Here is a 12,973-nt window from a genome sequence, read left to right on the forward strand (position 1 = left end):
GGGTTAGCTCTTGTTTGCCTTCTGGAAACGCTCCAGTTGCTCGTCGCCGCGCTTGACGATTTCGTCGAGCGCTTCCTTGGCCGTCTTCTTGCCGTTCCAGACCTGTTCGAGTTCTTCGTCCTCGATGGTGCGAATCTGCAGGTAGTTGCCCAGCCGCACGCCGCGGCTTTTGTCGGTCACCTTGCGGATCATCTGGGTCACTGCGACATCGGTGCCCGGCTTTTCCTTGTAGAAGCCCGACTCCTCGGTCAGTTTGTAGGCCGCCGTCGTGATGGGCAGATAGCCCGTGCGCTTGTGGCTGGCCGACTGCACTTCGGGCTGCGACAGGAAAGTGAAGAATTTAGCGATGCCTTTGTACTTTTCAGGCGTCTTGCCCGACATGACCCAAAGGCTGGCGCCGCCGATCACGGTGTTCTGCGGCGCGCCGGGAACGTCCGGGTAAAAGGGCAGTGGGGCCAGGCCATAGGCAAACTTGGCGTTCTTGGCGACGTCGCCGTAGAAGCCGGAAGACGTCTGGATCATGGCGCATTCACCTGAAGTGAACGAGGCTTGCGGCACGCTGCTGCGGCCCTTGTAGATAAACAAGCCCTGCTTGGCCATGTTGGCCAGGTTCTCGATGTGGCGCTGGTGCAGCGGCGAGTTGACCTTCAGGCGTGCGTCCAGGCCCTGCAGTCCGTTGCTCTTGGTCGCGAACTCGACGTTGTGCCAGGCCGAGAAGCTCTCGAGCTGCGTCCAGTTCTGCCACGCTGTGGTGAACGGGCACTTGTGACCGCTGGCCTTGAGCTTGGCGGCGGCAGCGACCACTTCCGGCCAGGTCGACGGTGCCTTGTCGGTCGGCAGGCCAGCGGCCTTGAAGGCGTCCTTGTTCCAGTAGAAGATCGTCGTCGAGCTATTGAAGGGGAAGCTCAACATCTGGCCGTTCGGTGCCGTGTAATAGCCAGCCACCGCGGGCACGTAGCCGCTCGGATCGAACTTTTCGCCCGCGTCCTTCATGACCTTGCCGACTGGAATCACGGCGCCCTTGCTGGCCATCATGGTGGCGGTGCCCACTTCGAACACTTGCAGGATGTCGGGCGCGTTGCCCGCGCGAAACGCTGCGATGGCGGCAGTCATCGACTCCGAATATTCGCCCTTGAAGGTCGGGACGATCTTGTATTCCTTCTGGCTCTCGTTGAACTGCTTTGCCAGGTCGTTGACCCACTCGTTGTTGACGGCGGTCATCGAATGCCACCACTGGATCTCGGTCTGGGCCTGCGCCGTGTGGAACAGCGTCGCGGCCAACGCCGAAACCACGGCGAGCGTCTTGAATCGCATGAAGACTCCTGAAAATTGGGAAAATAAAGGGGCGGATGCTAGGTCATCTTTGTGACGGTTCCGCGTCGCCATTTGTCGCATGGAAGACTCGTGCCAACCAGCCGGGGAAACCCTTTTTGAAGCGCCGCTATCCAGATAGGGGCGTCGCTTGCTGCGATGCACCATGCTAGCCTTTGGGTATGAGCAAGACCTCTCTCGACAAAAGCAAAATCAAGTTTCTTCTGCTGGAGGGCATCCATCCTTCAGCGCTCGAAGTGATCCGCGGCGCTGGCTACACGCAGATCGAAACGCTGCCCAAGGCACTGCAGGGCGAAGAGCTGAAAGCCAAGCTGGCCGATGTTCATTTTTTGGGGATTCGGTCGCAGAGCAAGCTCACCGCCGACGTGCTGTCGGCGGCGCCCAAGCTGGTGGCGGTGGGGTGCTTTTGCATCGGCACCAATCAGGTCGATTTGAATGCTGCCCGCGAGCGCGGCGTGGCGGTGTTCAACGCGCCGTACTCCAACACTCGCTCGGTGGCTGAGCTGGTACTGGCTGAAGCCATTCTTTTGCTGCGCGGCATCCCCGCCAAAAACGCGCTGGTGCATCGCGGCGGGTGGATGAAGTCCGCCGCCAACTCGCATGAAATTCGCGGCAAGACGCTCGGCATCGTCGGTTATGGGTCGATCGGCACGCAGTTGTCGGTACTGGCCGAAGGGCTGGGCATGCACGTCACGTTCTATGACGTCGTGAGCAAGTTGCCGCTGGGCAATGCGCGTCAGATCCCGCAACTGCACGACCTGCTGGCGCAGAGCGATATTGTGAGCCTGCATGTCCCGGAGTTGCCGTCGACGAAATGGATGATCGGGCCAGCCGAGATCGCCGCGATGAAGCCGGGCGGCATTCTGATCAACGCGGCGCGTGGCACGGTGGTCGATATCGATGCGCTGGCCGAGGGCATCAAGAGCCAGAAACTCTGGGGCGCGGCCATCGATGTGTTCCCGGTCGAACCTGGCAGCAACAACGAAGAATTCCAGTCGCCGCTGCGAGGTCTGGACAACGTGATTTTGACGCCACACGTGGGCGGCTCGACGATGGAGGCGCAGGCCAACATCGGCGGTGAGGTGGCTGAAAAGCTGGTCAAGTACAGCGACAACGGCACCTCGGTTTCGTCGGTGAACTTTCCGGAAGTGGCGCTGCCGGCGCATCCGGGCAAGCATCGTCTGCTGCACATCCATCACAACGTGCCGGGCGTTCTGTCGGAGATCAACAGGATCTTTTCTGACAACCACATCAACATCGCGTCGCAGTTTCTGCAGACAAATGAAAAGGTCGGGTACGTGGTGACGGACATCGATGCGGCTTCTTCGGATCTGGCGTTGGAGAAGTTGGCGCAGGTGCCTGGGACGATTCGAAGCCGGGTGTTGTTTTAGTTGTCGTTGGCGGGGAGCGTATTTGTCGAAGGTTTAAGCGGGGAAGCTCCGCTGCTGCTCCCCTCGGAAAGCGGGGTCCGCGCAAACACCGGACGCGAAGAGCAGTCAACACCACCGCTGACCTAAAATCACAATCCCGGCAAGAGGGTGCGCAGCGCCCGACCGAGGCCCACTTTCCCCGATGAATGCACCGACCGCTTTGACTGCGTTGTTGTCGCAGGCCGCAGAGCCCGCACGATTGCGTGAGATCCCGTACAACTACACCAGCTTCTCCGATCGCGAGATCGTGATTCGCCTGCTGGGCGAACGCGGTTGGGAGTTGCTGCAGAACTTGCGCTCGGAGCGCCGTACCGGCCGCTCGGCTCGCATGCTCTACGAAGTGCTCGGCGACATCTGGGTCGTGCAGCGCAATCCGTATCTGGTGGACGATCTGCTCGACAACCCGCGCCGTCGCGGTCAGTTGGTCGATGCGTTGAACCACCGGCTGACCGAGGTCGGCAAGCGCCGCACTCCTGATGCCGATGCCGAGCGAGACGCGTTGGTCGGCGAACTCACCGCGTTGGTGAGTTACGCCATCGTAGCGTTCGACGCCATGTTCCGCGATGTCGCCGCCTTGCGTCGGAAAGCCACCCGCGTGCTGCGCCGACTGACAGCCAAAGACAACATCAAGTTCGACGGACTTTCCCGCGTATCGCACGTGACCGACGCGACCGATTGGCGAGTCGAATATCCGTTCGTTGTGCTGTGCCCGGACACCGAGGCCGAGATGGCGGGCATGGTCAAGGGCTGCATCGACTTGGGCCTGACCATCATCCCGCGCGGCGGCGGCACCGGCTACACCGGCGGCGCGATTCCGCTGACCTGGAACAGCGCGGTGATCAACACCGAAAAGCTCGAAGCCATGACCGAGGTCGAGCTGATGGCGTTGCCCGGCCTAGCTGCGTCGGTGCCGACGGTCTGGACCGAAGCCGGCGTGGTGACGCAGCGCGTCGCCGATGCGGCCGAGCGCGCGGGCTACGTCTTTGCGGTCGATCCGACTTCGGCCGAAGCCTCTTGCGTCGGCGGTAATGTCGCGATGAACGCGGGCGGCAAGAAGGCCGTGCTGTGGGGCACCGCGCTCGACAACCTGGCTTCCTGGCGCATGGTGACGCCACAGGCCGAGTGGCTCGAAGTCACACGCGTCGGCCACAACCTCGGCAAGATTCACGATGCTGACAACGCAGTGTTCGACCTGCAGTATTTCGCGGCCGATGGCACGACGAAATTGCGCAGCGAGCGCCTGACGATCCCGGGCAAGACCTTCCGCAAGGAAGGCCTCGGTAAGGACGTGACCGACAAGTTTTTGTCGGGCCTGCCGGGCATCCAGAAAGAGGGCTGCGACGGGCTGATCACCAGCTGCCGCTGGATCGTGCACAAGATGCCGGTGCACACGCGCACCGTGTGTCTGGAGTTTTTCGGCAACGCCAAGGACGCGGTGCCCAGCATCGTCGAGATCAAGGACTTCATGTTCGCCGAGCAAAAGCGCAGCGGCGTGCTGCTGGCCGGCTTGGAGCATCTGGACGATCGCTACCTGAAGGCGGTCGGCTACGCCACCAAATCGAAGAAGCACGGTGGCCTACCGAAGATGGTCTTGTTCGGCGACATCGCGGGTGACGACGCCGACGACGTGGCGCGCGCCACCTCGGAAGTGGTGCGCATCGCCAACTCGCGCAACGGCGAAGGTTTCATCGCCATCAGTCCGGAAGCGCGCAAGAAGTTCTGGCTCGACCGCAAGCGCACGGCCGCCATCAGCAAGCACACCAACGCTTTCAAGATCAACGAAGACGTGGTGATTCCGCTGCCGCGCATGGCCGAGTACACCGACGGCATCGAGCGCATCAATATCGAGCTGTCGCTGCAGAACAAGATCGCATTCGCGGATGCGCTGGAAGCGTTTTTTACGCGCGGTAGTCTGCCGCTCGGCAAGACAGACGATGCCAACGACATACCTTCGGCTGAACTGCTCGAAGACCGTGTGGGCCAGGCAATCGATCTGCTTCGAGAAGTGCGCGCGCTGTGGGCCGGTTGGCTCCAAAGCGTCGATGCGCTCTTCCCACAGTTGCAGGACCATTCGTTGCGCGCCAGCTGGAAGACGCAGATCCGTCTGCCGCTGCAAAGCATCTTCACCGGCGCGGAGTTTCAGCCGATCCTCGACGAGTGCAACGCCATTCACCAGCGCGTGCTCAAGGGCCGCGTGTGGATCGCCCTGCACATGCATGCCGGCGACGGCAACGTACACACCAACATCCCCGTCAACAGCGACAACTACGACATGCTGCAGACCGCGCACGCCGCGGTGGTGCGCATCATGAAACTGGCGCGGGAACTGGACGGCGTGATCTCGGGTGAGCATGGCATCGGCATCACCAAGCTGGAATTCCTGACCGATGAGGAACTGCAGCCGTTCACCGACTACAAGATGCGTGTCGATCCGGAAGGGCGGTTCAACAGGGGCAAGCTGTTGCGCGTGACAGCGCAGAGCGCGCTCCACGCGGACCTTACCAACGCCTACACGCCGAGCTTCGGTCTCATGGGCCATGAGTCGTTGATCATGCAGCAGAGCGACATCGGCGCCATTGCCGATTCGGTCAAGGATTGCCTGCGCTGCGGCAAGTGCAAGCCGGTCTGCGCGACCCATGTGCCACGCGCCAACCTGCTCTATTCGCCGCGCAACAAGATCCTCGCGACCTCGCTGCTGGTCGAGGCCTTTCTGTACGAAGAGCAGACGCGGCGCGGCATCAGCCTGAAGCATTGGGAAGAGTTCGAAGACGTGGCCGACCACTGCACGGTTTGCCATAAGTGCCTGTCGCCGTGCCCGGTCAACATCGACTTCGGCGAGGTCTCGATGAACATGCGCAATCTGCTGCGCAAGATGGGGCAGAAGAGCTTCCGGCCCGGCAACGCAGCGGCGATGCTCTTTCTGAACGCGACCAATCCGCAGACCATCAAGGCGATGCGCGTCGGCATCGTCGGTATCGGCTTCAGGGCGCAGCGTCTGGCAAACGACCTGTTGCGCCGCGTCGCGAAGAAGCAGACCGCCGCGCCGCCATCGACGCTAGGCCCGGCACCGATCAAGGAACAGATCGTCCACTTCATCAACAAGAAGATGCCGGGCGGCCTGCCGAAGAAGACCGCGCGGGCGCTGCTCGACATCGAGGATGCGGACTACGTGCCGATCATTCGCGACCCGAAGACGACGACGTCGGAAACCGAGGCCGTCTTCTACTTTCCGGGGTGCGGATCGGAGCGATTGTTCTCGCAAGTCGGGCTCGCAACGCAGGCGATGCTGTGGCATGCCGGTGTGCAAACAGTGCTGCCGCCGGGTTACCTGTGTTGCGGCTATCCGCAGCGCGGCAGCGGCCAGTTCGACAAGGCCGAGAAGATGATCACCGACAACCGGGTGCTCTTCCACCGTGTGGCCAACACGCTCAACTACCTCGACATCAAGACAGTGGTGGTGAGCTGCGGCACCTGCTATGACCAGCTGCAGGGCTACCAGTTCGACAAGATCTTTCCGGGCTGCCGGATCATCGACATCCACGAGTACCTGCTCGAAAAAGGCATCACGCTGGCGGGTGCGGTCAATGGCGCAATGAACGGTGCCAAAGATGGCGCGGCAGGCGGCTACCTGTACCACGACCCCTGCCACAGCCCGATGAAACTGCAGGACCCGATGAAGACCGTGAGAGCGCTGGTCGGCAACGCAGCTGGAGACAACGTGCTGAAGAACGATCGCTGCTGTGGTGAATCGGGCACGCTCGGTGTCACGCGGCCCGACATCTCCACTCAGATCCGCTTTCGAAAGGAAGAAGAACTGAAAAAAGGCGAGACCGACTTGCGGGCGACCGGCACTGTCGCGGCACAAGGCAACGTCAAGATATTGACCAGCTGCCCGAGCTGCCTCCAAGGCCTTAGCCGCTATGGCAACGACCTGAACAACGGCTTGCTCGAAGCAGACTACATCGTGGTCGAAATGGCCAATCTGATCCTCGGCGCAGACTGGCTGCCGAACTACGTGGCCGCGGCCAACCATGGCGGCATCGAGCGCGTACTCGTATAGATGAAGCTCGCCCCCACGCTCGCGCACTTCGTGTCGCTCCGCCGGCCCCCTGCCGGGGGCAACACCGGCGGCCCGGCGAAGCCGGTTCCACGGTGTTTCTTTAACGAATCCTGTGCGGCCTGGTCGCACAATTGAGGGCAAACATGGCAGGCTTGAAACTGGGCGCACCGACGCCACAATCGATCACCGTACATGGCCAATCGCGCGTGCTGGAGGTCGGTTTCTCGGATGGAGCGAGCTTCCGGATTCCGTTCGAGCTGATGCGCATCTATTCGCCGTCGGCGGAAGTGCAAGGTCACGGGCCGGGTCAGGAGATCCTGCAAACGGGCAAGCGCGAGGTGACGCTGGTCGAACTCGAATCGGTAGGCAACTACGCGGTCAAGCCGGTGTTCAGCGATGGGCACGAGTCCGGCATCTACTCGTGGGACTTGCTGTACGAACTGGGCGCTAGGCAGGACGACTTATGGGCTGAGTACGAGCGTCGCCTTGCCTCTGCGGGGGTCGATCGCGACGCACCGATGCCCGGCAAGGGCGGCCACGCCTGCGGCAGTCATTGACGCGCTGGGAGCAGAGTCACTGATGCAGTAGCCATTGGCTTTGCGGGGTCGTCGTCTTGATGTCAATGCTTCCGCCCTAACATCGGGCGCATGAGTACCACCCATTTCGGCTACGAGAAGGTCGACGAGAAAGCGAAAGCCAGTCGCGTGCGCGGCGTTTTCGATTCGGTCGCGACACGCTACGACCTCATGAACGACCTCATGTCGGGCGGCCTCCATCGCGCCTGGAAAGCCTACACCGTGATGGTCGCCAACGTCGGTGAAGGCTCCAAAGTGCTCGACATCGCGGGTGGCACCGGCGACCTCGCACTCGCGTTTGCCAAGAAGGTGGGCGTCACCGGCGAAGTGGTACATACCGACATCAACGAAGCCATGCTGCGCACTGGCCGCGACCGCCTGCTCGATGCCGGTGTCGCATTGCCGACGATGGTGTGCGATGCAGAAAAGCTCCCGTTTGCCGACAACCATTTCGACGTCGTGGCCGTGGCGTTCGGCCTCCGCAACATGACTCACAAAGACGTGGCACTGAAGGAAATGAACCGCGTGCTGAAGCCGCGCGGCAAGCTGCTGGTGCTGGAGTTTTCGAAGGTTGCCAAGCCGCTCGCCAAAGCCTACGACTGGTATTCGTTCAAGGTGTTGCCGGCCCTCGGCAAGCTGGTGGCGGGCGACGACGCGAGCTATCGCTACCTTGCCGAATCGATCCGGATGCATCCCGACCAAGACGACCTCAAGACCCTCATGAAAGAGGGCGGTTTCGGGCACGTGGACTATCACAACATGACTGGTGGCGTGGTTGCCTTGCATGTTGGAATCAAATGTTGAAAAGGCGATTTCTCGCCGAAGAGGAGACGATATGAACAAGGTATGGACGGTTTTGGTTGCAGGCGCTCTGGTGCTGGGCAGCGTGCAGGCCGACGCGGCTCGACTTGGCGGCGGCGGCAAGTCTTTCGGTCGCCAGTCGGGCAACGTGACGCAGCGTCAGGCGACCGTGCCGGCTACGACGCCAGGCTCGCCCGCGGCGCCGGCGCAGAACGCCAGCCCGACGGCTCCGCGTCCGGCCACGCCCACGCCCGCCGCCGCGGCACCCAAGCGCCCTTGGGGCGCCATGCTCGGTGGCCTTGCCGCCGGTCTCGGTCTGGCGTGGCTCGCACACTCGCTCGGTCTCGGCGCCGGCTTCGGCAACATCCTGATGATCGGCCTACTCGTGCTGGCAGCCGTGGTCGCATGGCGCATGTTCGCAGCCCGCTCGCGCAACGGCGCATCGGCTGGCGGTAACCGGCAGGGCGGCTTGGCTTTCGAAGGGGCAGGCAACCCGGCCAACGTCAGCGCCCCTGCGCAGTACAGCCCCGGCAATGTCGGCAACGACGCGTCGGCGCGGCCTTGGGAGCGTCCTGCGCCCGCCGCTTTCGATGCGACGCCGGCTTCGTCCGGGCTTGGTGGCAGCAGCTTGTCTGCCGCTGGTGCGGCAGCCGGTGCAGCTGGCGGCAGCATGATCGGTTCAGCACTGGGCGGGTCTCAGTCGTGGGGAATCCCGTCCGGCTTCGATGTCGACGGCTTTCTCATCGCGGCCAAGCGCAACTTCGTGACCCTGCAAGATGCCTGGGATCGTGCCGACGTTTCCATGCTGCGCTCGATGATGACGGACGACATGGTCGAAGAAATTCGCACCCAGTTGGCCGATCGCGCCGGCCACACCGGTGGCGCATCGAACAAGACCGACGTGGTCGCGCTCGACGCCAAGCTGCTCGGCATCGAAGAAATGCCCGACGTCTACTTGGCCAGTGTCGAGTTCTCTGGAATGATCCGCGAAGACGCTTCTTCCGGGCCAAGCCCGTTCCGTGAAGTTTGGAACATGACCAAGCCGACCGGCGGTACCAGCGGCTGGCTCGTGGCTGGCGTGCAAGCCCTGCAATAGCCGACGGCCTACGCGCTGGCGGCTCACTCGAGTCGCCCGCTCACGCAATAATGGGGACATGGTCAAACCGTCGTCCCCATTCGCTTTTCTGAATGATCTGCTCAACCGCGTCGGAAGTAGATTGCAGCCGCCGCCGTGGGCCGTCCACGAGGTGCAACACCGCGCCGTTCTGTTCCTCAACCACGTCCTGCAACAAGAGCCCGAAGCGCAGCAGCGGGTGTTGCGGCAGCAGGGCAAAGTGGTGCAGTTTCGGTGGCGCTTTGTCAAGATGGCCTTGGTCGCGACGCCGGCCGGCCTGCTCGACTTGGCTTCCGAAGGCGCCGTGCCCGACCTCACGCTCACACTGACCGAGGCATCGCCTTTCGACCTCGCCCGTACCACCTTGAGCGGCGATAAGCCGCCGGTGCAAATCGTCGGCGACGTGCAACTGGCGGCAGAAGTCAACTGGCTGGTCGACCATGTGCGCTGGGATGTCGAAGACGACCTGGCGCGCGTGATCGGCGACGTACCGGCACACGCTGTGAGCAATGCGGCGCGCCGCGGGGTCCAGGCCTTGCGCAAGTTCGTTGGTGACCGCCGCGCCGCCACCGGCGCAGCCCCGGGCGCCGACGCGAGCAGCGTCGGGCCCGCAGGCACCGCATGAGTCGTTTCTATCGGGGCATCTTTATCGTCTGGGTGGCACTGCGCTACGGCCTCGACGAGATAGTGCTGACGAGCTTCAAGAAGCCTTGGCTGGGCGTGCTCGCGCGCATGATTTCGGTCGGCCGCAACCTCGATGCACCTCGCGGTCAGCGCTTGCGCGAGGCACTCGAGCGTCTCGGGCCGATCTTCGTGAAGTTCGGGCAGGTGCTGTCGACCCGGCGCGACCTGCTGCCGCCAGACATCGCCGACGAGCTGGCCTTCCTGCAGGACCGCGTGCCGCCGTTTGCTTCGTCGATCGCGATTGCGACCATCGAGCGGGCGTTCCGGCGGCGGGTGAGCGAAGTCTTCGTGCAGTTCGACGAGACGCCGGTCGCCAGCGCGTCGATCGCGCAGGTGCACTTCGGCAAGGTGCTACTGCGCGACGGCACGTTGCGCGATGTCGCGGTCAAGGTGCTGCGGCCCAACATGCGCGGCATTATCGAAAAGGACCTGGCGCTGATGGCCATGATGGCTGGCTGGCTGGAGAGCCTGTCGGCCGACGGCAAGCGGCTGAAGCCCCGTGAAGTCATCGGTGAGTTCGACAAGTACTTGCACGACGAGCTAGACCTCGTGCGCGAGGCGGCCAACGCCGCCCAGTTGCGTCGCAACATGGTCAAACTGGAGCTGGTGATGATCCCGGAAATGTTCTGGGATTTCTGCCACCCGGAAGTCATCGTGATGGAGCGCATGACCGGCGTGCCGATCGCACAACTCGACCGAATCCGGGCGGCCGGTGTCGACATTCCCAAGCTGGCGCGCGACGGCGTGACCATCTTTTTCACGCAGGTGTTTCGCGACGGCTTTTTCCATGCCGACATGCACCCGGGCAACATCCAGGTCAGTCTGGAGCCGGCGACCTTCGGACGCTACATCTCGCTGGACTTCGGGATCATCGGCACGCTGACCGAATCCGACAAGGAGTACTTGGCGCAGAACTTCGTCGCGTTCTTCCGGCGCGACTACAAGCGGGTGGCGGAGTTGCATCTGGAAAGTGGCTGGGTGCCCGAGGGCACACGCATCGACGAACTCGAAGGCGCGATCCGTACCGTGTGCGAGCCGTACTTCGATCGGCCGTTGCGCGAGATCTCGCTCGGCATGGTGCTGATGCGGCTGTTTCAGACCTCACGCCGCTTCCACGTGGAGATTCAGCCGCAACTGGTGCTGCTGCAAAAGACGCTGCTCAACATCGAGGGGCTGGGGCGACAGCTGGACCCGGAACTGGATCTTTGGGCGACGGCCAAGCCCTTCCTCGAAAAATGGATGGTCGACCAGATCGGCCCGCGCAAGCTCTTGGAGCAGCTCAAAGCCGAGGCGCCGCGCTACGCGAAGCTGTTGCCGCAGCTGCCGCGGCTTTTGCACGACTACCTGGAAAATCGCCCGGCCGACCATCGTCGCGAGCTGATGGAATTGCTGGCAGCGCAGAAGCGCACCAACAAGCTTTTGCAGGCGATCGTCTACGGTGGCATGGGTTTTGTATTGGGTCTGCTCGCCATGCAGTTGTTGCTGCGGGTACGGATTTTCTAGAGGAGAGCTGGCCGTGCTGCTCACGTTGGTCGCTGTCTACCTGCTGATCACCATCGCCATTGGCCTGTATGCGGCCCGGCGCGTCAAAAACACCACCGACTTCGCAATCGCCGGGCGGCATCTGCCGCTGTACATGATCGTGACGACGACATTCGCGACTTGGTTCGGCTCGGAAACGGTGCTCGGCATTCCCGCCAAGTTCATCGAAAGCGGGCTGCACGGCGTGATCGAAGACCCGTTCGGCGCAGGCACCTGCCTGATCCTTGTCGGGCTCTTCTTTGCCGGCAAGCTCTACCGGATGACGTTGCTGACGATCAGCGACTACTACCGCGAGCGCTACGGCCGCATCGTCGAGGTGGCGTGCTCCCTCATCATCATGCTGAGTTATCTGGGTTGGGTGTCGGCACAGGTCACCGCGCTGGGGCTGGTGTTCAATGTGTTGTCGGCCGGTGCCATCAGCATCCCGATCGGCATGACGATAGGTGTGGTGTCGATCCTGGCGTACACGCTTTTCGGCGGCATGTGGGCAGTCGCGGTGACCGACTTCATCCAGATGATCATCCTGGTGCTGGGCCTGGCCGTGATAGCGGTGTTTGCGGGCAACATGGCGGGTGGTGCCGGCAAGGTCATCGACTTCGCGACCAGCAAGGACCTCTTCAAGTTCTGGCCCGAGCCGAGCTTCAAGGACATGATCTTCTTCTTTGCTGCGGCCATCACGATGATGCTGGGCTCCATTCCTCAGCAGGATGTGTTCCAGCGCGTCATGTCGGCCAACAGCGTCAAGTCGGCAACGCGCGGGCCGATCATCGGCGGGGTGGCGTACATCCTCTTCGCCTTCGTGCCGATGTTCCTCGTGGCCAGCGCGCTTTTGATCATGCCGGAGGAGGCGGCGCAGCTGCTCAAGGACGATCCGCAGAAGGTGCTGCCGACGCTGGTGCTCGAAAAGATGCCGTTCGTGATGCAGGTGCTGTTTTTTGGTGCATTGCTGTCGGCCATCAAATCGACCGCCTCCGCGACGCTGCTGGCCCCGAGCGTGACTTTCACCGAGAACATCTGGCGGCAGTTTCGCCCGGCCGGCAACGACAAATCGAATCTCAAGACGATGCGCGTGACCGTGCTGGTATTTAGCGGTGCCGTGCTGGCCTATGCGATCCGGATGCAGGGCACTCCAATCTATGAACTGGTTTCCGGCGCTTACCAGGTGCCATTGGTGGGCGCCTTCGTGCCGTTGGTGTGTGGACTGTACTGGCGGCGCGCGACCACGCAGGGCGCCATTGCTTCGATCGTTCTGGGCATCGGTTTTTGGGTGTTGTTTTTGGCGATGCCTTGGGGAGCCGTCTTCCCGGCGCAACTGGCAGGCCTCGTAGCCTCGTTTGTCGGGATCGTGGGCGGCTCGCTCGCACCCCAGTGGGTCGGCAACACGCACACTCCGCATCGTCCGCTGGCGACCGAGCTAGCCTGAACTTCAGTAGGG

9 protein-coding genes are annotated in these 12,973 nt (G+C 62.5%); 8 read left to right on the forward strand and 1 reads right to left on the reverse strand.

Translation table 11 applies throughout. The features are described 5' to 3' along the window. Window positions 1-3 precede the first annotated feature (3 nt). A complete protein-coding gene (gene ugpB, locus H7F36_RS10425; RefSeq protein ID WP_187054598.1) occupies window positions 4-1,314 on the reverse strand; it encodes a sn-glycerol-3-phosphate ABC transporter substrate-binding protein UgpB in 1,311 nt (436 codons plus the stop codon). 179 nt (window positions 1,315-1,493) lie between these two features. Here ugpB and serA point away from each other — a divergent pair, with 179 nt between their 5' ends. From serA to H7F36_RS10465, 8 genes are all read left to right on the forward strand, one after another. Then, window positions 1,494-2,723, forward strand: coding sequence for a phosphoglycerate dehydrogenase (gene serA, locus H7F36_RS10430; protein WP_187054599.1), 1,230 nt, complete (start codon window positions 1,494-1,496; stop codon window positions 2,721-2,723). Between the two features lie 181 nt (window positions 2,724-2,904). Then, the gene (locus tag H7F36_RS10435; RefSeq protein WP_187054600.1) at window positions 2,905-6,822 is read left to right on the forward strand and encodes a DUF3683 domain-containing protein; all 3,918 of its coding nucleotides are present in this window, start codon (window positions 2,905-2,907) and stop codon (window positions 6,820-6,822) included. Between the two features lie 143 nt (window positions 6,823-6,965). Beyond that, a complete protein-coding gene (locus H7F36_RS10440; RefSeq protein ID WP_187054601.1) occupies window positions 6,966-7,379 on the forward strand; it encodes a gamma-butyrobetaine hydroxylase-like domain-containing protein in 414 nt (137 codons plus the stop codon). A gap of 90 nt (window positions 7,380-7,469) precedes the next feature. Continuing rightward, complete coding sequence (gene ubiE / locus H7F36_RS10445) at window positions 7,470-8,201, forward strand: bifunctional demethylmenaquinone methyltransferase/2-methoxy-6-polyprenyl-1,4-benzoquinol methylase UbiE (protein ID WP_187054602.1); 732 nt, start codon at window positions 7,470-7,472, stop codon at window positions 8,199-8,201. A 31-nt stretch (window positions 8,202-8,232) separates the two neighbouring features. Continuing rightward, window positions 8,233-9,294, forward strand: a complete 1,062-nt coding sequence (locus tag H7F36_RS10450) for a Tim44 domain-containing protein (RefSeq protein WP_187054603.1) — start codon at window positions 8,233-8,235, stop codon at window positions 9,292-9,294. A 58-nt stretch (window positions 9,295-9,352) separates the two neighbouring features. Then, window positions 9,353-9,937, forward strand: a complete 585-nt coding sequence (locus tag H7F36_RS10455) for an SCP2 domain-containing protein (RefSeq protein WP_187054604.1) — start codon at window positions 9,353-9,355, stop codon at window positions 9,935-9,937. Beyond that, the gene (gene ubiB, locus H7F36_RS10460; RefSeq protein ID WP_187054605.1) at window positions 9,934-11,499 is read left to right on the forward strand and encodes a ubiquinone biosynthesis regulatory protein kinase UbiB; all 1,566 of its coding nucleotides are present in this window, start codon (window positions 9,934-9,936) and stop codon (window positions 11,497-11,499) included. Before H7F36_RS10455 ends, ubiB begins: the two co-directional genes overlap by 4 nt. Before the next feature lie 13 nt (window positions 11,500-11,512). After that, window positions 11,513-12,961, forward strand: coding sequence for a sodium:solute symporter family protein (locus H7F36_RS10465; protein WP_187054606.1), 1,449 nt, complete (start codon window positions 11,513-11,515; stop codon window positions 12,959-12,961). The last annotated feature ends 12 nt before the right edge of the window (window positions 12,962-12,973 follow it).

The organism is Variovorax sp. PAMC28562 (assembly GCF_014303735.1).
In the GTDB taxonomy this organism is placed as follows: Bacteria; Pseudomonadota; Gammaproteobacteria; order Burkholderiales; family Burkholderiaceae_C; genus Variovorax.

What these genes read in the sequence shown, in the direction of transcription:
- serA (WP_187054599.1), top strand. Translation starts at nt 1,494, where the DNA reads ATGAGCAAGACCTCTCTCGACAAAAGCAAAATCAAGTTTCTTCTGCTG.
- H7F36_RS10450 (WP_187054603.1), top strand. Translation starts at nt 8,233, where the DNA reads ATGAACAAGGTATGGACGGTTTTGGTTGCAGGCGCTCTGGTGCTGGGC.
- H7F36_RS10440 (WP_187054601.1), top strand. Translation starts at nt 6,966, where the DNA reads ATGGCAGGCTTGAAACTGGGCGCACCGACGCCACAATCGATCACCGTA.
- ubiB (WP_187054605.1), top strand. Translation starts at nt 9,934, where the DNA reads ATGAGTCGTTTCTATCGGGGCATCTTTATCGTCTGGGTGGCACTGCGC.
- H7F36_RS10455 (WP_187054604.1), top strand. Translation starts at nt 9,353, where the DNA reads ATGGTCAAACCGTCGTCCCCATTCGCTTTTCTGAATGATCTGCTCAAC.
- ubiE (WP_187054602.1), top strand. Translation starts at nt 7,470, where the DNA reads ATGAGTACCACCCATTTCGGCTACGAGAAGGTCGACGAGAAAGCGAAA.
- ugpB (WP_187054598.1), bottom strand. Translation starts at nt 1,314, where the DNA reads ATGCGATTCAAGACGCTCGCCGTGGTTTCGGCGTTGGCCGCGACGCTG.
- H7F36_RS10435 (WP_187054600.1), top strand. Translation starts at nt 2,905, where the DNA reads ATGAATGCACCGACCGCTTTGACTGCGTTGTTGTCGCAGGCCGCAGAG.